The organism is Pseudomonas sp. LSJ-87, assembly GCF_032971465.1.
GTDB lineage: Bacteria > Pseudomonadota > Gammaproteobacteria > Pseudomonadales > Pseudomonadaceae > Aquipseudomonas > Aquipseudomonas putida_Z.
In genome coordinates this window covers 1-18,413 of sequence record NZ_JAWJYQ010000046.1, presented here as the reverse complement: position 1 = coordinate 18,413, position 18,413 = coordinate 1, and the positions used below count along the sequence as shown (strand labels likewise).

The 18,413-nt window shown below is 62.5% G+C and carries 17 protein-coding genes; 6 read left to right on the top strand and 11 right to left on the bottom strand.

The genetic code is table 11. The features are described from left to right. The first annotated feature begins 105 nt into the window (after nucleotides 1-105). The 6 genes from RYH74_RS22660 to RYH74_RS22635 all read left to right on the top strand — a co-directional run bounded on the left by RYH74_RS22660 (nucleotide 106) and on the right by RYH74_RS22635 (nucleotide 5,193). A complete protein-coding gene (locus RYH74_RS22660; RefSeq protein ID WP_317410182.1) occupies nucleotides 106-735 on the top strand; it encodes a LysE family translocator in 630 nt (209 codons plus the stop codon). A 21-nt stretch (nucleotides 736-756) separates the two neighbouring features. After that, nucleotides 757-1,641, top strand: coding sequence for an alpha/beta hydrolase (locus RYH74_RS22655; protein ID WP_317410181.1), 885 nt, complete (start codon nucleotides 757-759; stop codon nucleotides 1,639-1,641). A gap of 64 nt (nucleotides 1,642-1,705) precedes the next feature. Further along, nucleotides 1,706-2,680: a hypothetical protein gene (locus RYH74_RS22650; RefSeq protein WP_286099959.1), complete on the top strand. Its 975-nt coding sequence runs from the start codon at nucleotides 1,706-1,708 to the stop codon at nucleotides 2,678-2,680. A 96-nt stretch (nucleotides 2,681-2,776) separates the two neighbouring features. Next, the gene (locus tag RYH74_RS22645) at nucleotides 2,777-3,664 is read left to right on the top strand and encodes a pirin family protein (RefSeq protein ID WP_286099958.1); all 888 of its coding nucleotides are present in this window, start codon (nucleotides 2,777-2,779) and stop codon (nucleotides 3,662-3,664) included. A 154-nt stretch (nucleotides 3,665-3,818) separates the two neighbouring features. Further along, nucleotides 3,819-4,748, top strand: a complete 930-nt coding sequence (locus tag RYH74_RS22640) for a DNA-3-methyladenine glycosylase family protein (RefSeq protein ID WP_317410180.1) — start codon at nucleotides 3,819-3,821, stop codon at nucleotides 4,746-4,748. Between the two features lie 184 nt (nucleotides 4,749-4,932). Further along, a complete protein-coding gene (locus tag RYH74_RS22635) occupies nucleotides 4,933-5,193 on the top strand; it encodes a DUF1652 domain-containing protein (protein WP_025339297.1) in 261 nt (86 codons plus the stop codon). A gap of 19 nt (nucleotides 5,194-5,212) precedes the next feature. Here the strand turns inward: RYH74_RS22635 and RYH74_RS22630 are convergent, their stop codons facing one another. The 11 genes from RYH74_RS22630 to RYH74_RS22580 all read right to left on the bottom strand — a co-directional run. Then, the gene (locus tag RYH74_RS22630; protein ID WP_274079444.1) at nucleotides 5,213-5,827 is read right to left on the bottom strand and encodes a Yip1 family protein; all 615 of its coding nucleotides are present in this window, start codon (nucleotides 5,825-5,827) and stop codon (nucleotides 5,213-5,215) included. Nucleotides 5,828-5,923: 96 nt separating this feature from the next. After that, entirely contained in the window at nucleotides 5,924-6,211 is a 288-nt protein-coding gene (locus RYH74_RS22625; protein WP_025339295.1) for a hypothetical protein, read from the bottom strand. Nucleotides 6,212-6,380: 169 nt separating this feature from the next. Then, nucleotides 6,381-7,028 (bottom strand): DNA oxidative demethylase AlkB, encoded by a 648-nt coding sequence (alkB, locus tag RYH74_RS22620; RefSeq protein WP_286099956.1) that lies wholly within the window; start codon nucleotides 7,026-7,028, stop codon nucleotides 6,381-6,383. A gap of 227 nt (nucleotides 7,029-7,255) precedes the next feature. Beyond that, nucleotides 7,256-8,701, bottom strand: coding sequence for a curlin (locus RYH74_RS22615; RefSeq protein ID WP_075045330.1), 1,446 nt, complete (start codon nucleotides 8,699-8,701; stop codon nucleotides 7,256-7,258). 15 nt (nucleotides 8,702-8,716) lie between these two features. Beyond that, nucleotides 8,717-9,190: a curlin gene (locus RYH74_RS22610; RefSeq protein WP_025339292.1), complete on the bottom strand. Its 474-nt coding sequence runs from the start codon at nucleotides 9,188-9,190 to the stop codon at nucleotides 8,717-8,719. Between the two features lie 15 nt (nucleotides 9,191-9,205). Next, nucleotides 9,206-11,443: an Ig-like domain-containing protein gene (locus tag RYH74_RS22605; RefSeq protein ID WP_084785193.1), complete on the bottom strand. Its 2,238-nt coding sequence runs from the start codon at nucleotides 11,441-11,443 to the stop codon at nucleotides 9,206-9,208. Nucleotides 11,444-11,475: 32 nt separating this feature from the next. Beyond that, a complete protein-coding gene (locus tag RYH74_RS22600; protein WP_075045328.1) occupies nucleotides 11,476-12,804 on the bottom strand; it encodes a hypothetical protein in 1,329 nt (442 codons plus the stop codon). Nucleotides 12,805-13,013: 209 nt separating this feature from the next. Beyond that, nucleotides 13,014-14,156, bottom strand: a complete 1,143-nt coding sequence (locus tag RYH74_RS22595) for a DUF6708 domain-containing protein (protein ID WP_075045327.1) — start codon at nucleotides 14,154-14,156, stop codon at nucleotides 13,014-13,016. After that, nucleotides 14,156-16,810 (bottom strand): T6SS effector BTH_I2691 family protein, encoded by a 2,655-nt coding sequence (locus RYH74_RS22590; RefSeq protein WP_317410179.1) that lies wholly within the window; start codon nucleotides 16,808-16,810, stop codon nucleotides 14,156-14,158. Before RYH74_RS22590 ends, RYH74_RS22595 begins: the two co-directional genes overlap by 1 nt. Before the next feature lie 11 nt (nucleotides 16,811-16,821). Further along, entirely contained in the window at nucleotides 16,822-17,700 is an 879-nt protein-coding gene (locus RYH74_RS22585) for a DUF4123 domain-containing protein (protein ID WP_286099953.1), read from the bottom strand. Continuing rightward, on the bottom strand, nucleotides 17,700-18,413 hold a 714-nt coding region (locus tag RYH74_RS22580; protein ID WP_410903192.1), incomplete at its 5' end, for a bacteriophage T4 gp5 trimerisation domain-containing protein. The genes RYH74_RS22585 and RYH74_RS22580, both read right to left, overlap by 1 nt.

The window sequence follows — 18,413 nt, the reverse complement described above, 5'->3', positions numbered from 1 at the left end:
GATGGTAGCGGTACAGCGATGTGTATCTACACAATTTAGTGAAACTGTATCGGTCGCAGAGGAGGGCGACTCCGTTAGTGTGACAGCACCCATAAAGAATGTGGAATGCCTGCCATGCTTGCCTCTGCCGACCTGCTCACCGCCTTCGTGCTGTTTGCCTTCGTGTCCTCCATCACTCCTGGCCCCAACAACACCATGCTGCTGGCCTCGGGCGTCAACTTCGGTGTGCGCCGCTCCATCCCCCACGCCATGGGGATCAGCGTCGGTTTCATGGTAATGGTGCTGGCCGTTGGCCTGGGCCTGGGCGAGGTGTTCAAGGCCTGGCCTCCGCTGTACACGATACTGCGCTACACCGGCGCCGCCTACCTGCTTTACCTCGCCTGGAAGATCGCCACCTCCGGGCCGGTCGGCACAGCCTCGTCCAGTGCCCGCAAACCGCTGGGCTTCTGGGGGGCGGCGGCGTTCCAGTGGGTCAACCCCAAGGCCTGGGTGATGGCAGTCGGAGCAATCACCACCTACACGCCGGCGCAAGGCTATGTGACCAACGTCATTGTCATTGCCGCCTTGTTTGCCCTGGTCAACCTGCCCAGCGTGGGGGTGTGGGTGATGTTCGGCAGCGCCCTGCGCAACCTGTTGCAGAACCCGCGCTGGCTGATGCTGTTCAATGTCCTGATGGCCTTGTTGCTGGTGATTTCACTGTACCCGCTGCTGTTTGTAGAATCGGCGTTTTCCTGACCCCGCGAGTACAGCAAGCCGATGCAGTTGATCCCCTGGTCCCACGAATGCGCCGAAGGCTTCACCCTGCGTGGCTGGCGAACCCCGGCCAGTGGCAAGCCGCTGTTGCATTTCCTGCACGGCAACGGCTTCTGCTGCCTGACCTACCAGCCATTGCTGATGCGCCTGGGCGAACATTTCGACCTGTGGCTCAGCGATGTCCAGGGCCATGGTGACAGTGACCATGGCGGGGTGTTTCGTGGCTGGAACCGCACCGCTGCGCTGGCGGTGGAGGCTTTCGCAGCCGGGCGGGGCGAGTATGGCGACGTACCGCGCTTTGCCGTCGGGCACAGCTTCGGTGGCGTGCTCACCGGCCTGATCCTGGCCAGTGAACCGCAGCTGTTCACCCGTGCCGTGCTGCTTGACCCGGTACTGTTCAGCCGGCGCATGCTGGGTGTGATGGGGGTGGCAGCCCTGGTCGGCTTGCATCAGCGTCACGCCCTGGCGCGCAAGGCCGCCAGCCGTCGCAGCCACTGGCCCGACCGCGAGGCAGCCCTGGCGTCGCTGCATGGGCGGGGTATCTTCAAGGGGTGGACCGATGCGGCGCTGCGGGCCTACGTCGAGCATGCCATCGGCGAGTGTGGCGAAGCGGTAGTGCTCAAGTGCCGGCCCAGCCGCGAAGTGGAAATCTTCAGTTCCTTCCCCAAGCGCATGTGGGCAAGCCTGACGGCGATCCGCACGCCCACGCGGGTGCTGTTCGGCGAGCACACCTACCCCTTCGTGCCCCATTCGGTGAGCCGCCTGGCGGCGCTCAACCCTCAGGTGACCGCCAGGCAGGTTGCAGGTGGGCACTGCTTCATGCAGGAACATCCTGAGGCGTGTGCCGAAGAAGTGCAGGCGTTCCTGCTGCAGGGGCCGGCGGGATAGTTTTTCCAGACAGCACCGGGTGCAAAGGCGTGAGTAACCTTGGGCTTTGCCCGAGCGTACGAACATGACCAGCAAGACCTTGCTACAGCCATCGTATCTGCAAGAACGCTACAACTACTCCTGCAAGACAATCGAGTCACTCAGGCAGGCCATATACAGCACGCTTGCACCGCTGGTGGGGCGGTCACCACTGGCTGTGGTCAGCGTGGGCTCCTATGGTCGATGCGAGGTTTCCCCTGTTTCGGACATCGACTTTTTCATCGTGCATGACAGCAGTTTGCCGGCGGGTCGTCTGGACGACATATTGCGCCAGGTCAGCGACCTTGTCCGGCCCATCAGCCATCCGGGAGAAAGCGACGAGGCTAAATTCGGCCGTGGGGCGTTGGCGCTGTACTCGGACTTGAGCGAACACATCGGCTGGAAGTGCGAAGACAATACTGCGCTGACCAGGCGAATGCTGATGTTGCTCGAAGGCCGATCCCTCTTCGGGCATGAGGCCTTTGCCTGGTGGCAGCATGACCTGCTGTGCCGTTATGTACCTGACGATCATGGAAGCGGGCTTGCCAGGTTCCTGCTTAACGACCTGATCCGCTACTACCGCACCCTCATGGCGAACTTCGAGGAAAAGAGGGCCGAAGGCAAGGCGTGGGGTGTACGCAACATCAAACTGCAATTTTCGCGAAAACTGCTTTTTGCAGGCGGCATCGTGGCGATTGCCGAGGCCCACGGCCTCCCTGCGCCGTCGAAGGTCTTGCGCCTTCAACAGTTGCTGGCCCTCACCCCTTTGCAACGCCTGGCAAAGCTCGGTCATTCCAACCCCTATAGCGTGGCTCTGTTCGAAGACTACGCAGTCTTTCTCGAGTTGATATCCTCGGTGGAAAATCGCCGCCATCTGGACAGACTGACCCCGGGCCAGGCAATGGCGGATCCGGTCTATCGGGAACTCAGGGTGCGGGGGCAAGCCTTTTCGTTGAAGCTGGAGCATTGGTTGAGATCGCAGTACACGGGGCATCCGATACTTCACGCCGTGTTTTTCTGATTGTCCTTTAAATGAGACGATGCATGCCATTTTAGCCAGCTATTGCCTGATTGGTATCACTGGTAAGGTTATCTCAACCAAGAGAGGAGCCTTCTCATGAAAACGATTCTGGGTATTCACCGCAGCCCCCACGCCCACTGGGTAGGTGATGGTTTCCCGGTGCGCAGCCTGTTCACCTACGACAACCTGGCCAGCAAGATCAGCCCGTTCCTGCTGCTGGACTTTGCCGGCCCTCATGACTTCACCCCGACCAGTGCGCGGCGCGGCGTTGGCCAGCACCCGCACCGCGGCTTCGAGACCGTGACCATCGTTTACCAGGGCGAGCTGGAGCACCGCGACTCTACCGGCGCTGGCGGCTTGATCGGCCCCGGTGACGTGCAGTGGATGACTGCTGCCAACGGCATCATCCATGAAGAGTTCCACTCCCCAGGCTTCGCCCGCACTGGCGGTACGCTGGAGATGGTACAGCTGTGGGTCAACCTGCCGGCACGGGACAAGCGCGCAGCGGCTGGCTACCAGACGCTGCTGGCCGAGGACATCCCGGTGGTGGCGCTGGACGGCGAGGGCGGTAGCCTGCGGGTAATTGCAGGTGAATATCGTGGGCATTCGGGGCCGGCGCGAACCTTTACCGCCATGGATGTCTGGGACATGCGCCTGAATGCCGGTGCAACCTTGCAGCTGCCGGTTGCCGCCGGCCGCAATGCGGCGCTGGTGGTGTTGCGCGGCAATGTGCGGATCAACGGCGAGCGCGAAGCCGGCCCATCCAGCCTGGTGCTGCTTGACCGCGGCGGTGAGGATGTTGCCGTCGAAGCGCTGGAAGGTGCCAGCCTGCTGCTGCTCAGCGGTGAACCGATCGACGAGCCGATCGTGGGCTATGGCCCGTTCGTGATGAACAGCCAGGCAGAAATTGCCGAGTCGTTCGACGACTTCCATGCCGGGCGGTTCGGGCAGATGCAGGATGCACGGGACGGTGCTGCGCATTGATCCTGGTTGATTGAATGGCTTGTCCGGCCCTATCGCCGGCAAGCCAGCTCCCGCAGGTACAGCGACAATCTCGAGAGCATCGCTGTACCTGTGGGAGCTGGCTTGCCGGCGATAGGGCCGGTACAGGTATTACATTTGCTGGCATGATGCAGCCATGCCCAAGCTCACCCCCCTGCACGCCGTGCGCCGATCATTGCCCACCCCCGGCCACCACACCTTGTGGCTGCGCTACCGCGCCCCTTACCACTGGCCCTCGACCCTGGCCTTCCTCGTTGCCCGCTGCATCCCCGGCATCGAGACCTGCCTCGACGGCACCTACCGCCGTACCCTGGCAATTGCCGGCCGCCACGCCGTCTTGCACGCCACACCTTCGGGCAGCCAGTACCTGCGGGTCCGCCTTGAAGGCGTCCCGGCCCACGCGCTACCCGGCCTGACCGCCAGGCTGAGGCGGGTCTTCGACCTCGATGCCGACCCCGCGCGCATCAATGCCGAACTGTCCCGCGATCCGCTGATGGCCCGCCTGCTACAGGAGCGCCCGGGCCTGCGCGTGCCACAAGGCTGGGACGCCTGCGAGCAGGCCATGCGCACTGTGCTGGGCCAGCAGGTCAGTGTGGCCGGTGCCATGACCCTGGCCGGCCGCCTGGTGCAACGCCACGGCGTGCCCTTGCGCTGGCCCGCACCAGGCCTGAGCCACGTGTTTCCGGCGCTGCCGGTATTGGCGGCTGCGCAGTTCGAGGATATGGGCATGCCGCGGGCGCGCGCCGCCACCTTGGGCACGCTGGCCAGTGCCTTGCTGGCCGAGCCCGGGCTGCTACGCCGCGGGCAGGTGCTGGATGAACTGCTGCGCAACCTGTGCCAGCTCAAGGGGATCGGCCCCTGGAGCGCGCACTACCTGGCGTTGCGCCAGGCCGGCGCGGCCGATGCCTTGCCGCTGGGCGACGTGGCGCTGATCAAGGCGTTGCGCCTGCTCGAAGGCGACGACGCCCAACTGGCGCAACGAGCTTTGGCCTGGCGACCGTGGCGAGCCTATGCGGCGCAGCATCTGTGGGCATCGCTGGGGCCTGTCGGCACCGCTCGTCGCTAAGTCTGCCATCGCGTTCGAACACTCGAACTGCGCAGGCGATCTTCCACTAAGGTGCTAGAGGATTCCCCGCATGATCATTGCCCAGGCGCATGGACGCCTGCCCCGGCATGCGCAATATCAATTGGCGCCTCGCCCGACAAAGGCGTACTCACACAACAGGCCATCCCAAAGAGAGGGTCGTACCATGTCGTTGATAGGAGTTTCGATGCTAGAAATGCGGCAGATGATCGAGCAGGCCTGCCTGCCCGACCGTTGCGAAGTCAGCTGCACGGACGGCGCCAACCTGACCATCCGCCTGGGTCAGGGCCAGAGTCTCGACGAGGGCGTGACCCTGAGCGGGGTCCCCTTGCATAGCCTCAACAGTTGCCGCGACCTGGTCAACCTGGTGGGGCAGCTGCACGCGTTGCGTGACAGCCACCCGGCGCCACTCAAGGCGATTGCCTGAGGCGCCTGCCGCGCCCCGGTCAGCCCAGGCTGGCCGGGCGCACATATTCCGGCATCAGGCCGTTGAACCAGAACAGGATCATCGCCACCAGGATGGTCACCAGCAGCAGCAACCCCACCCCCCACACGCAGGTCGCGAACAGCATGGCCTGTTCCTTCTTCAGGCGCAGGAAGGTCTGCAACCCGCCATACAGCAACACACTGGCATAGGCCGAGGCAGCCAGCAGCGCCGCCAGCGCCAGCCAGCGGATCGGCAGCAGGCCGACCACCCCGGCAAAGAACCATGGCGTGGCGCAGTAGGCGGCAAAGCCTATGCACTGGTTGAGGCTGGGCTGCGCATCGAAACCGCGCGACATCCAGCGGATCATCGTGCCCATCAACATCACCCCGACGACCGTGGTGGCATAGAGCAGGCCAGCCAGTTGCGCGGCGCTGGCCAGGCTCAGGCGCACCCGTTCCTCGGCCGCCAGGCTCCAGCCGAAGGTGGTGGTGCCGACGAACAGGCACACCGCGGGGATCAATGCCAGGGCCAGCAGGCGCGGCAGATATTGCTGCGGGTGGTCTTCCTCGGCCTGGCGAATATCCAGCCAGGCGTCGGCGGGGTGAGTGAAAAGCTTGAGCAACGGACTGTTCATTGGCGTTCTCCGCGTTCTCCGGCGGGCGTGGGCCCTTTTGCTATGGAGATGTGACGCGCCCCGTGGGTTCAGCCGGGTTGATCGCCGTTGATCGTCTTACAGCAGTTCCAGCAGCAGGTTCAGGCCGCCATCACCGCACTTGCCCTGGTCGCGGACCACACCGTGGTAGCTGCGCCCGTCCCAGACGAAGGCCACGCTGTGAGCGCGGTCGACCTTGTCGGGCAGCGGCGGGCAGATGTGCAGGCGCAGGCCCGGGCGGCCTTGCAGGTTGAGGGCGGCGAGTTGGCACTGGCATTCCACGCTTTGTGCCACCGGGCCGAACAGGGTGTCGCGTACGTAATCGAGTTGCAGTGAGGCGTTGGGCGCGCGGCAGGGCATTTTCATGGGCGCGCGGCTCCGCTGTGAGGGGTTGGGGAACAGGGCTGGCAGGGCATGGCGGGCTCCAGGCTGAAGAGGGCATGGCATATCGTTTGAAGCTTGCCTGGCCAAGATGTTCAACGTGTTTCATGCGCGTTCATCCTGTTTGCGCCGGGTGGCGGGCCGTTGGTCCGATTCAGCCACCGGCCTTGCGCAAGGTCAGGTTGATCCGCCGTTCACCCAGGCGCGGATGCACGCCAGGCTTGATCGGGAGCACGCCGTGAAAGCGCAATCGGTCCTCGCCACCCCAGACCAGCACATCGCCATGGCTCAGTGGAATGCGCTGGGTCTTGTCGGCGCGCTGCAGGCCACCGAATAGGAACACCGCCGGTAAACCCAGCGACACCGACACGATCGGCTGGCCGAAGTCCTGCTCGTCGCGGTCCTGGTGCAGGCTCAGGCGGGTGCCCGGCAGGTAATGGTTGACCAGGCAGGCATCCGGCACGAAGCCGTCGAACCCGGCCATGGCTGCGGCGCGGTTGGCCAGTTCGAGCAACACGGGGGGCAGGGCGGGCCAGGGTTTACCGCTGAGCGGGTCGCAGGGGCTGTAGCGGTAGCCGTGTTTGTCACTGACCCAACCTAGCGTGCCGCAGTTGGTCAACCCTACCGCCATGCGCAGGCCGCCCGGGGTTTGCATGTGCCGGAACGGCGCGGCACGCAGCACCGGGCGCAGGGCATCGAGCAGAGGCTCGATCTCGGCCAGGGCGAAGCCGGGCAGCAGCACGGTGTGGCTGGCCAGGCGTTGCGGCTGGGGGCCGAACAGGTCGAGGTCGGACTGGATCATGGGGCAGGCATCGGTTGGGGTGTGGACCATTGTAATGCGCTTGGCAGGCTTGGCCTATTCGCGGGCATGCCCGCTCCCACAGGGTTGGCGCAGGCTTTGACGGCGGTTGAGTACCTGTGTGTGGGCGTGCCCGCGAACAGGTCGGCAAGAAAAAGAGGTTCTGACAGGAATAAAAAGGAACCGCGGCACCAGGGAGAGGAGCACCGCGGTTCAAGGGGGGGAGCGATCTACTGCTGGGTCACGGTGGCAACGTTCGCGCTGCCCAGCTGGCTGATGGTCGCGGTCTGGGTGACACCGCTCTGGTCGACGTACGCCTTGTTGCCCTGGCCCCCCTGGGTCACGTAGGCGACGTTGTAACTGTCAACCTGCTTGATGGTGGCTTCGTTGCCGCCACCGTACAGCTGATTGGTGTAGCTCTGGTTGCTGTAGCCGGACTGGTCCAGGTTGATGACGTTGCCGTTGCCCTGGCTGTTGCCGTAGGCATAGTTTTCGGTGCCACGCTGGTCGGCGATCAGGATGTTGTCAGTGCCGTTCTGTTCGAAGTACAGCTCGTTGTTCATGTCGGCCTGCTTGGTCTCCATCTGGTTGCCGGTACCTTTCTGGGTCAGCGTGGCCAGCTGGTTGTCACCGTTCTGGGTCAGGTTGGCGCCGTTGCCATTGCCGTTCTGGTTGATGGTGGCGTTCTGGTTGGTACCGAACTGGCCGCCCATCTTGGCGCCTTTCCAGTTGCTGGCAGTGACGCTGTTGCCATTGCCCTTGGTGTTGATGGTCAGGTTGAGGTTTTCACCGTTCTGGTAGGTGAAATGCAGGTTGTTGCTACCGGTCTGGGTGATGGTGGTGTTCGAGTTGTTGGTCTCGAACTGGTCCGACCAGCTGGCGTTGGCCGTGCCCTGTTGCGACAGGCTGACCTTGTTGTTCATGCCGAAGCTCTGGTCGATATAGCCTTCGTTCAGCTGGCCGGACTGGGTTACCGATGCCTGGCTGGCAGTCTGGTTGTCCTGCCACACTTCCACCGAGTTGCCGCCACCGTACTGGCCTATGCCGATGGTGCCGCCGGTGCCGTCGCGCTGGTCGCCATACGCCCAGTTGCCTTTGCCATCCTGGTAGACCTGGATATCGCCATCGACGTAGCTCAGGTGCTCGGCGGCGGCGTAGTTGTCCTGGCCGGCCTGGTTGATGATGCTGCTGTTGTTGCTGCCACCAAAGGTCTGCTCGATGAAGGCCTCGTTGCGCTGGCCGAATTGCCAGGTGGTGGCCTTGCTGCCTTCCTGGCTGTCCTGCCACACGGTCGAGGTGTTTTCGGCGCCTTGCTGGGTTTGCAGCGACTGGTTGCCCAGGCCCAGCGACTGGCTGACGAAGGCATCGTTGTAGCTGCCGCTGGCGTGCTGGGTGACCTGGCTGCCGTTCTCGAACAGTTGGTCGGCGTAGCCGGCGTTGTACTGGCCGTTGGCGCTCTGCTGGATATCGCTGGTGCTCTCGGATTGCACCGCCAGGTGGTTGTTGCCCTTGCCGGTCTGGGTCTGGGTGGCCGAGGCGAATGGCGCCAGGGACTGGCTGACTTCGGCGATGTTTTCCTTGCCGTCCTGGGTCTGGGACGAGGTGCTGTCAGCAGCCATGGCCTGACCTGCAAGGGCCAGGACTATAGCGGCACTTAACGGAGCGAGCTTGTACATGGGGTGCCTCCAGGGCTATCGGTATTGGGTGATCTGAACGTGCTGGCCATTGCCGGCCTGGGTCACGGAGCTGTTGAGGCCAGTGCCGGACTGCACGATGCTGGCGCTGTTGTCGTTGCCGATCTGCTCGATGGCCGCGCTGTTGCTGCTGCCGCTTTGGCGGATCGACGCGCTGTTGCCATTTCCCTGTTGGCTGATGATGGCCATCAGGTCACTACCTTCCTGCAAGATGTACGCTTCCTGCGCGCCTCCGGCCTGGACGATGCGGCCCAGCAGGGCCTGGCCGTTCTGGTCGAGGGCGGCGCGGTTGCCCGCGCCTTGCTGCTCGATCACTGCAGCCTGGCCGGCGCCGGCCGGCAGCAGGCGGATGATCACCGGGTCGCCGAGGTCGTTGCCGGGCGCGAGGTCGGCATTGTCCAGCAGGTCGTCGGCCCAGCAGGCCTGGCCCACCAGGGCCAGGCCGAGCAGCAGGGGGTACAGGCGTTTCATTGCAACCTCCGGCCTTTACTGCACGGTTACGTTGACGGTGCGTGTGGTGCCCTGGCTGGTGGTGATCGTCGCCGTCGGTGCCGCAGTCGGGATGATCGTGGTGCTATTGCTCACCGCCAGGCGCCAGCGGCCGGTCAGCGCTACCGTGGCGGTGCCAAGGGTCTGCACGCCGGTAGTCGTGGTAACCCGCACGGTGACGGTGTTGCCGGTGGTGACCGACGAGGTACCGCTGAGGTCCCAGTTGTAACGGTTGTTGGAGCGTGCCGTAACCGTGGCTGCCGTGACCGCGAAGGTTTCGGCGGCGGGCCGTGGCGACACGTTGACGGTGACGGTAGTGGGGTTGGACAGCGCCCCCAGCGAGTCACGAGCCTGGTAGGTGAAGGTGGTGGTGAAGGCGGTGGTCACCGTGGCCGGTGGGGTGTAGGTCACCGTGGTGCCGTCGGTGCTGACCGTGCCCCGACCGGTAGCCGGCTGGGTGAGGGAGGTAGCGGGGACAGTCAGCGGCACGTTGCCTTCCGGATCGGTGTCGTTGGCCAGCACGTTGATGGTCAATGGCACGCCCAGGGTGGCGACGGTTTCCGGGTTGGCGGTTGGTGCCCGGTTGGGCGCTACGTTGATGGTGACAGTAGCCGGTTCCGACTTCAGGCCCTTGGCGTCCACCGCCCGGTAGCTGAAGGTGGCCACCACGGGTTGCGTGGCCCCGGCTGGCGGGGTGTAGGTGACCGAGGTGGTGCCGTTCATCACCACGCCGCCAAGGCCGGTACCGGGCTGGGTCAGGTCGCTGATGGTCAGCGGTACGTTGCCGTCCGGGTCGCTGTCGTTCTGCAGCAGGTTGAGGGTGATCGGGATGCCGACGCTGGTGCTGCCGATATCGGCCTGGGCCAGCGGTGGCTGGTTGGCCGCCTCGACCGGTGCGTTGCCGACCACGACCACCGGTTCGACATCGCTGCCGCCACGTGCCGACTTGACCGTGATGGTGGCCGGCGGCTGCGGTACGTCGTTGACGGTCAGGCTCTGCAGCGTGCCTGCCTTGGACAGGCGACCGTAGCCCTGGGCGAGCAGGTCGGGGATCGCCACCTCATCACTGGAACTGGCCTCGATCAGCAGGCGCTTGTTGGCCCAGTCGTAGCGTGCGGTGCTGACCTTGACCACGTCGGTGAGCTTGCTCGACAGCGCGGTCGGCTGAGTGCCGCCGGCGCTGTTGCTAGCGGTGACCACCACCACTGCAGGCGGTGCTTCCTGGCCGAACTGCTGGTGGAAGAACAGCCCGTTGTTGTCGGCGGTGAGGGTGTACTGGCACGGCGAAGGCGGGGTGCCGACCAGGGCAATGCCATTGCGCATGCACAGGCTGGCTGCGCTGGGCGCCTTGGCGAACACTTCCGTGCGGGTGCCGGTGGCATTGCGCGAGTAGGTGGCGCGTTCCAGGCTGACCGGGGTCTGGGCACGCTGGTCCAGTACCTTGCCTGAAACAGTGAAGGTGTTGGTCTGGATGGTGCCAGCGGGGCCTTGAATGCGCACGAAGTTGGTATTGAAGGGGCTGCCGGTCACCGCTTCGGTGATATTGGGGTCGCCGATGTAGGTTTCGATGGCGCCGGTATCGGGGTTGACCGCGGTGTAAGGCCCGCCAACACCCTTCAGCCAAGGGCCGATCGCCCCCGCCAGCGCTCCCCGGAAGTTGCCAGGAGCACCAATGCCTATGTCCCGGGTGATGTTGATCGCCCGGCGCCCAGCCGTGGTGACATTGACCGTCTCCACCCCGTAAGGGTGGGTGATGGTGTAGGTACCGGTACTTGGGACCGAAGCACGGATGCGGATGCGGGCGAAGCTCTGCTGGTCACCATCGACCGGGTTTTCGGCGGCGAAGGCTGCCTCCACCCCGGCTACATAGACCTCCAGCTCGTAGCCGCTGTTGCCGACCTGCGGAATGGCGGTTTCAGCCAGGAACCAGAACATCTCTGGCGGCCAGTTGTCCGGGAACACCAGCGGCAGGGCATCGTCATAGATGCCGGGCTCGGGCAACAAGGTACACATGTAGGCGGGTGCCCCTGGCGCGCCGGGTGCTCGTGTACTGGTGGCACGGGACTGGCACAGCTCCAGGGACTGGTCGAGGCTGTCCTTGTACCACATCGGATAGCCACCGGTGGCGAAGGTGTAGGGCCCCGGGTCGACATCGGACAGCGCGGCAAACGCGGCGCTGGTAACGGTAAGAGAAAAACCGGCGGCCAACAGCGCACGGCGCGACCAAGTGTTCATGCTGCCTCCTTGAAGGCTGAGCCTTTGTCTGTTCATGGCACCAGCACCACGTCTTCGGTGTCGCTACCGCCATTGGCACTGGTGACCTGCACCTTGGCCGGCGGGATCGGCGACAGGCTGGTGCTCAGCGTCTTCACGGCGCCAGTTCCGCTCAGGTTGCCGATCAGCGCGCCGTTGCCGGTATGTGCGGTGAGCACTGGCGGCGTGGTTTCGTCGCTGGTGCTGGCCACCAGGGTCAGCTCGCCGGTGGACAGGCGGTACTGGGCCTGGGTGATGGTGACCAGGTCGGTCAGCGGCACGTTGGCGGTGGTCAGGCTGCTGGTGGGGATCGCCACGCTGTTGTCGGCGGTCAGCGTGAGGATCGTCCCGGCGGCCGGGTCGAGCACCGACTGGGCGTACCAGGCGCCGGTACCGTTGGCCTCGGTGAGGTTCAGGTTGGGGGTCTGGCTGGTCAGGGTGACGCTGGCCGGTGGTGGCGGGGCCATCACGAAGATGTCCTGCTGGGCGCGCAGGTCGCCGTTCTCGGTATGCCGCGAGTAGGTAGTGCGTTGCGGCATCAGCGGGGTTGGCAGGGCCACTGCGGAAAGCTTGCCCGAAACCGCGAACAGCTCGGTGCGCAGGTCGATGCCACCGGGGCCTTCGATGCGCACGTAATTGGTGTTGAACGGGCTGCCGGTCACCCGTTCTTCCAGGTTCGGGTCGCCGATGAAACGCTCGCTGCCTTCGGTGTAGGGGCCGTTGACACTGCGCAGGAACGGCCCGACATCGCCTTTCAGGGCACCGGTGAAATCACCTGCGCCGGCAATGCCGATGTCGCGGGTCATGTTGATCGCCCGGCGCCCGGCCGCAGGTACGTCGAACACTTCAACGCCGTAGGGGTGAGTGACCACGTAGGTGCCGGCGGTTGGCACGTCGACCCGGATACGCACCCGGGCGAAGCTGACCTGGTCGCCGTCGACCGGTTCTTCGGCGGCAAATGCCGCTTCGATCGCGGTGCCGTAGCTGAGATCGATGCCGCGGGTGGCGTCAACGATGGCGGCGTCGGCGGTGAACCAGAACGCCTCGTCAGGGAAGTTGGTGGGGAAGACGATGGGCTGGGTATCGTCGAACACGCCGGGGGTAGGCAGCAGCGTGCACATGTACGACGGTGCGCCGGGCGCGCCAGGCACCCGCGAGCTGACTGCCTTGGTCAGGCACAGGTCGAGGGTACGACCGTGGCTGTCCTGATACCAGGCGGGGAAGCCGCCGTTGGCGGGCACATAGGCGCCTGGATCGACAGCGTTCAAGGCAGCCTGCGCCGGGAGCTGGAGCATGCCGGCGAAAATCGCCACTGCCAGCGGGTGGGGTATCGGTCGGTGCATGAGTCATTTCCTCCTGCAAACGGGCCCATGGACTTGGGGCGTCTGGCAGGAGATCGGCAATAGGCGTGCCAAGCCGGAAAAAATGCGCTGTAGCCCTTGCAGGGCAAGGGATCCAATTCATTTTCAACGGTATTGGTAGGCGTTTGTCGTTGGGTACCGTGCCCCCAAGGTTGGGGAGTGGGGCAGGTCGTGCCGACCCATTCGTAGCATCAGCTCCTCGGTCGCTGCACCTTCGATCTCGAAGTACGTAATTTGCGTGGCTTTTTCTCTGGACGCTTGCCGGGTTTGAGATGCCAGCGATCGGCATTGGCGAGCAGGCGCTCCTGGATCTCAGATGGGTAGTCGCTCAGCGTTGTCACCGCTGGAACGGGCTTACCGGGCATGCCAGCTTCGCGGATCACCTTCGGCCAGCGCGGTCGCCAGCACAACAGCAGGCTCAGCCAATGGCCGGTGCCGATGATGACGAAGGCGGGACAGACCAAGAGCAGGACGACTTTGAACAGCCAGCTGCTTTTCCGGAAGAAACGACCCAATCCTTCGAACTGGGCACTGAATGCCTGGACGGGCGAGGGGAGTTGGGTGCTCAGACGGGGACGGGGGACGGCATGTGGGCCATCTTCCATATAGCGGCGAATGAATTCCCACTCGTCCCGAAGTTCACTACCGCCTTGGCCTTGCTTGCCGAGTAGGGCCATTTCCATGTGAGGGAGGCCGGTGCGGTTGGGGTGCCAGATTAGGCACAGCCTCATGCCCGCGCTGAGGGAGTCGTCTTCGGGGTTGACGCCTGTGCTTCCGGTAGTTCTCCAGGGGAATGTTGCTATACCGCCGCAGCAGCTTGGTCTATGGAGGTGAACTTGCTGGGTTTTTCGATTGAAGCGAATGAGCAAGTGGCGGCTGGTAAGCATTTCCAGTCGCGTAAAACGAAATCCATATTTGGCATAAAAATAATAAACGGCTCCGCCTATTGATAGCATGTATGTGCTGAATAGGACCGAGAACACAGAAAAGAAGTCGGGTTGAGTTATGTTGGTGTAGATGGAGCTCAATGTTATATTCAGCCATGCGTAAGTCATCGGAACTAAACTGCCAAGCGTCATTATAGTGATGATTCCGCGTTTTTCCTCTGATCCGCCACAGCGCATTTCCATATAGGTATCGTTAAAAGAAAATATCGGGCCGCGTGCATTGGGGTTTTCGCTGACACTGTTGAAGTGTATGTGTTTGCTCATGTCATTTTCATTGAAATCCTTGTCAGCGCGCTTTTCAATCAAGCTTCTCTGCGCGTCAAATACCTTGCGCTTCGCTTTTGACTCAATTGCCATCTCCCACAGCCCCCGCTCGATAAGATACATCAAAGGACCTCGCTGAAAGCTGAGTGCAGGGCTGCTAACTCTTCTAGTTCATCGTAAGGTTTAGAGCTTTTATCCAAACGATAGCTGCTTCGCTTGCACCACTTTTCCAGCGCATCGTCCTCAAGCAAGAAAATAATGGCAGTGAGGATCAGGCCTACCCAAAACGCTCCTAAAATTAATTTGGTTAACAGCAAGCGAGCCGCCTGCGTACCCAGTCTGGTAGCCAGGCTGCCTAATGATCGCCCTACAAGACGTATGAGTTTGCTCTGGTTATTGATCGTGAGACGATCGAAGAGGGGTTTAGCTATTCCTATGGCCGTTCCCAATTCTCCGACAGATAAAGCGAGCGTAGCCAGTGCGCGCGTAAAATAGGCCCCACTCAATGCCCAGGATTTCGTTGAGGCACTATGTTGAGTGTGATTTTTTACCCCGTCGGCGAAGTCCCACCAAGCTAGTACGAACCCACCCATCCCCGCTAATCCGGCGCCCCAGAGTTTCAACCTTCCCAAGGTCGCAACTGCACCTCTACCGGTCACGCTATTTGCGCCGTAACGCGTCACCACCTGCTCCACATAGCTGGCCCCAATCTCGAAACCCGCCGCAGCCGTGGTCATGGCGGCCGCAATGAGTTCGGTCTTAATCCGTACATCACTGTCGGGCAGTTCGCGGGCCTTGAACGCCATCAGCATCCCTTCCAGCAGGCATACAAGACCGGAGACACGTACTTTGTAGAAGTCGCTCTTATGGGCTTGCATCAATCCTTCGGCCCAGGCCTGGTCCAAGTAACGTCCTGCCTGGCCAGCGCTGCGCTGCGGATTCAATGGCTGCCCGCTACGAGCCGCTTCACTCAGGCGTATGTCGACAGCTGTCTCATGTACCGAAGCAAACAGCGTCAGGCGCAGGCCATGGTGCAGGGCACGGTCCATACTGTTGGGGGCTCCGGTACGCAGAACCTGTCGGCCCAGCGCCACGTACCAGGCGTATAGACCGATGCTGGCGTGGCTGTTTCTGTTTTGCAGTTCTTCATATAAAGCGTTGGCACGCCCGAATGCATTCGCCGCAATGTGTGCTTGCCGGACAAGTGACTCACGCTGCACGAACCATGATACCGACGGCGGTTTGGCCATGGCCGCTTCCCGTAGCTCCGCGAGAGCATCACGAATGTCATCCTGGTTGTACGTGATACCGCGCATCGCCAGGTTGCTCCGATCAGCCACATCACTGCGCCACCAGTGATCCAGCACAGTCGTTCCCCATTCACTGAACTCCATGCCGATCACGCACTGGCCGGTCTGTTCGGCAAAGGCCAGGCCATTGATCAGGTCGGCATTGTCGTAACGGTCCAAGGCCTGTAGCAGGCGTTCACTGATCAACCAGCGGGCATGATCCTTGGCCCGATCCTCTGTCTCCTGTTGGGCCTGTTGCATGGCCTGCTCGAAACTTTCCAGCTGATCGTGCATCGCCTGACGGTCGACCAGATGGCCGTATTTCTGGTCGAACTTCTTGCTGAATTCACCGGTATCCTGGCGGGCCTGGACCTTGGCGCGCACGTCGCGCTCGAATTTCTCGAGGTGTGGTCTCATCCTCTCATCATGCGCATCGGCTTGTTGCCTGGCCCGATCGGAAAATGCATAGAACTCCACCGGCGTGGCCGGCTGGTTGCGAATCGTCTCGGCCATGACTTCGCGCTTGACGATCTGGTCGGCCATCATCTGCGGGTAGAGCTTTTCGATCTCCAGGAACGATTGCGCGACCAGCAGTCTGCGCTCGTTGTCCACGCCTGGTTCTACGGAGCGCCGCAGCCACTTGGTCTTTACGTCGTCGACGGCAGCATTGCGCCAGGCATTGAGCCCCTGGGTGATACCGATGGCGTCTTCGATGACGATTGCGGCGCCGCGGGGTCTGGTTTGGTTAACCAACGGTGCCAGGGCTTGTCGTGACGCGTGTGGCGAGACGATCTGATCGTTGTTGAACGGCTGCATGTCCAGCAGCGCTTTCAGGTCCGAATCCTCCTGCGCTTTGAAGTCGGCGACCCAGCCAAGTTGATCGTGCTTGAGTACATGGGCTTGCGGCGGCGCATCGGAGGGCTGGATGAATCGGGCGATATCGATGGCCGGTAGACTACTGCGATACTCGTCCTCAAGTAGGCGATAGTTGTCGAGCATGCGTGGGGTCAGTGGGGAAGGGCTGAACAAAGGGCGCAGTTCCTGAATGTCATCCAGATCGTAAAGAGTGATAGTCCAGCCAAAGCCGCGAATGATCTCCTCCAGGTTGGCGGCGTTGGGGGCGGATTCCCAAGGTGCGTCGGCGCTGATGTACAGTAGTGAGCCGTTGGGTGCAACGCGGTACTGGCTGTGCCATTGGTAGGCCGGTTCGCTGTGACGCTTGATCAGCAGGTAGAGAAAGCCCTCGCGCAAAGGGCGGATGGCATAGCCAGAATGGGTCAGCTCGCCGACATCCTGAAAGGGGCTGAGGTAGCCCGGCAATTTGGGCAGGCGGGCGCGTTGTGCCGGGTTGCCACCGACGGCGGCGTAGCGCAGGGGCAGCAGTTCGAAACGGCGGGTGCAGTCGGCGACAGGGCTGTTGCGCAGTGCAGGGCGGTAGCCGGTGGTGATGCGTCTGCACAGTTCGAGGGTTTCGGTGACCGAGTCCATGGCTGTGTACCTCAACTCTTGGCGCGCAGGCGTTGCTGCACGTTGTCCATCAGGGATGTCTGCTGTTCGCGCGTTGCGACAATCGCGTCCTGCCAGGCTTGTGAGCTACTGAGTTGCTCGCCGTGGCGAGCCAGTATGAGCACATAGCTGATGAGGTCTTCCTCACGGTCCAAGCCTTGCTCGCGCGCCTGATCCAGGTAGTGCTGGATCAGACCAACCCGTGTTCCGTGGCAAGCAGTGGCCAAGGCTGCACAGGACGGCTCGTCCTTGATCAACTCGGCAAGTTGATAGCTCAGCGGGTCTCCCGCCAATTCAGCCCAACAGTCTTCGTTTAGCGTGATTTGTGGGAGGCGCAGGGACGGAGGCTGATCTGCACCGGATACTTGTAGCCACAACCGCTTGTTCGGGTGCGCTACAGGTGACCACCAATGATGGATGGGAGCCAGCCATTCGCTTATCCCTGGCAGCTCACGATATGTATCCAGCACTCGTAAAGCTGCAGCGTTGTGGAAGCGCAGGAGGTACAAATGGCCGTCAGCTCCCGTGACGATGTTGGCGTGGCTCAGATGCCGGGCAAGTTGGGCAGTTGGTAACGCGCTGACGATCCAGCCGCAAACCGCGCCCGAAGCAAGCTGTTCGAGTTGCCATTGAAAATCGTACTGGGCCGACACATCAGAGCCTGGCCGCGATCCGAATAACCAAGGGCCTGCTGTTCGCAGATTGTTGAACTGGGTTTGTTGCAGCAGTGGCCAGCAGCGGTCCTCATAGTGCCGGGTCAGCTTTTCCTGCACGCCGGGTGACAGGCTGGCCATTTCCACGATCGCGCTCAGACGATAGCGGTCGGAGGTGCGCAGCACCTCCACCATAGTTCTGATAAATGGGCTTGGCATCAGCTTGTTCCTTCCATGCGAATCATGTTGTGGCCGTCCGCGATCGCTTTCAGCAAGCAGCTCAGGCAAATGGGCTCGCCGGGCTCTGGTACGCCGAAGGTCGATGTCATACGCTGGCTGCAGTTGGCCTGCTGACTGACAGGACCTTTGAAAGCCAGTGCCAGTCCGTCCAACGTGATACCGGCACCATCTATGCGCAGCAACCCGGCCGGACTCCTGATAGTCAGGCTTTCGCTGACCTGGATGTCATAGATCTTGGTTGTGTGGCGGATGGCTTCCCCGGCCTGCAAGGTGTTGTGACCGGCCACGCTCTGTTCCAGGTGACCACCGATTTCTACCGTGTGATTGGCTTTGGTGACGTCCTGGCGGTGGTTGCCGACCTGTTCTATGCGGTCCTGGCCAGTGATAATGGTATGGGTCCGGCCAATGGTCAGGGTATCGTCTTTGCCGATTTCGTGGGCCCGGTCCTGGCCGATATTGACGAACTCGTCCCGGGCAATCTCTTCCCGGCGGTCCTGGCCAATCGAAAGGGTCTCATCCTTTTCGACACGCTCGGTGCGGTCGTTCCCGACTTGCGTGGTTTCATCGTGTTTGACGATGTTGTTCTGGTCTCTTTCTGCGTGGATGAAGACTTCCTGTCGTCCCAGTTCGTCCTCGAAACGCAGCTCGTTGAAGCCATCGCCCTTGTGGGTCTGGCTCTTGATGGTCATGCG

Coding starts and splice junctions, on each gene's coding strand:
- RYH74_RS22590 (WP_317410179.1), bottom strand. CDS start 16,810: ATGGACTCGGTCACCGAAACCCTCGAACTGTGCAGACGCATCACCACC.
- RYH74_RS22595 (WP_075045327.1), bottom strand. CDS start 14,156: ATGTATCTTATCGAGCGGGGGCTGTGGGAGATGGCAATTGAGTCAAAA.
- RYH74_RS22615 (WP_075045330.1), bottom strand. CDS start 8,701: ATGTACAAGCTCGCTCCGTTAAGTGCCGCTATAGTCCTGGCCCTTGCA.
- RYH74_RS22640 (WP_317410180.1), top strand. CDS start 3,819: ATGCCCAAGCTCACCCCCCTGCACGCCGTGCGCCGATCATTGCCCACC.
- alkB (WP_286099956.1), bottom strand. CDS start 7,028: ATGATCCAGTCCGACCTCGACCTGTTCGGCCCCCAGCCGCAACGCCTG.
- RYH74_RS22600 (WP_075045328.1), bottom strand. CDS start 12,804: ATGCACCGACCGATACCCCACCCGCTGGCAGTGGCGATTTTCGCCGGC.
- RYH74_RS22625 (WP_025339295.1), bottom strand. CDS start 6,211: ATGAAAATGCCCTGCCGCGCGCCCAACGCCTCACTGCAACTCGATTAC.
- RYH74_RS22660 (WP_317410182.1), top strand. CDS start 106: ATGCCTGCCATGCTTGCCTCTGCCGACCTGCTCACCGCCTTCGTGCTG.
- RYH74_RS22655 (WP_317410181.1), top strand. CDS start 757: ATGCAGTTGATCCCCTGGTCCCACGAATGCGCCGAAGGCTTCACCCTG.
- RYH74_RS22605 (WP_084785193.1), bottom strand. CDS start 11,443: ATGAACACTTGGTCGCGCCGTGCGCTGTTGGCCGCCGGTTTTTCTCTT.
- RYH74_RS22585 (WP_286099953.1), bottom strand. CDS start 17,700: ATGCCAAGCCCATTTATCAGAACTATGGTGGAGGTGCTGCGCACCTCC.
- RYH74_RS22635 (WP_025339297.1), top strand. CDS start 4,933: ATGTCGTTGATAGGAGTTTCGATGCTAGAAATGCGGCAGATGATCGAG.
- RYH74_RS22610 (WP_025339292.1), bottom strand. CDS start 9,190: ATGAAACGCCTGTACCCCCTGCTGCTCGGCCTGGCCCTGGTGGGCCAG.
- RYH74_RS22650 (WP_286099959.1), top strand. CDS start 1,706: ATGACCAGCAAGACCTTGCTACAGCCATCGTATCTGCAAGAACGCTAC.
- RYH74_RS22645 (WP_286099958.1), top strand. CDS start 2,777: ATGAAAACGATTCTGGGTATTCACCGCAGCCCCCACGCCCACTGGGTA.
- RYH74_RS22630 (WP_274079444.1), bottom strand. CDS start 5,827: ATGAACAGTCCGTTGCTCAAGCTTTTCACTCACCCCGCCGACGCCTGG.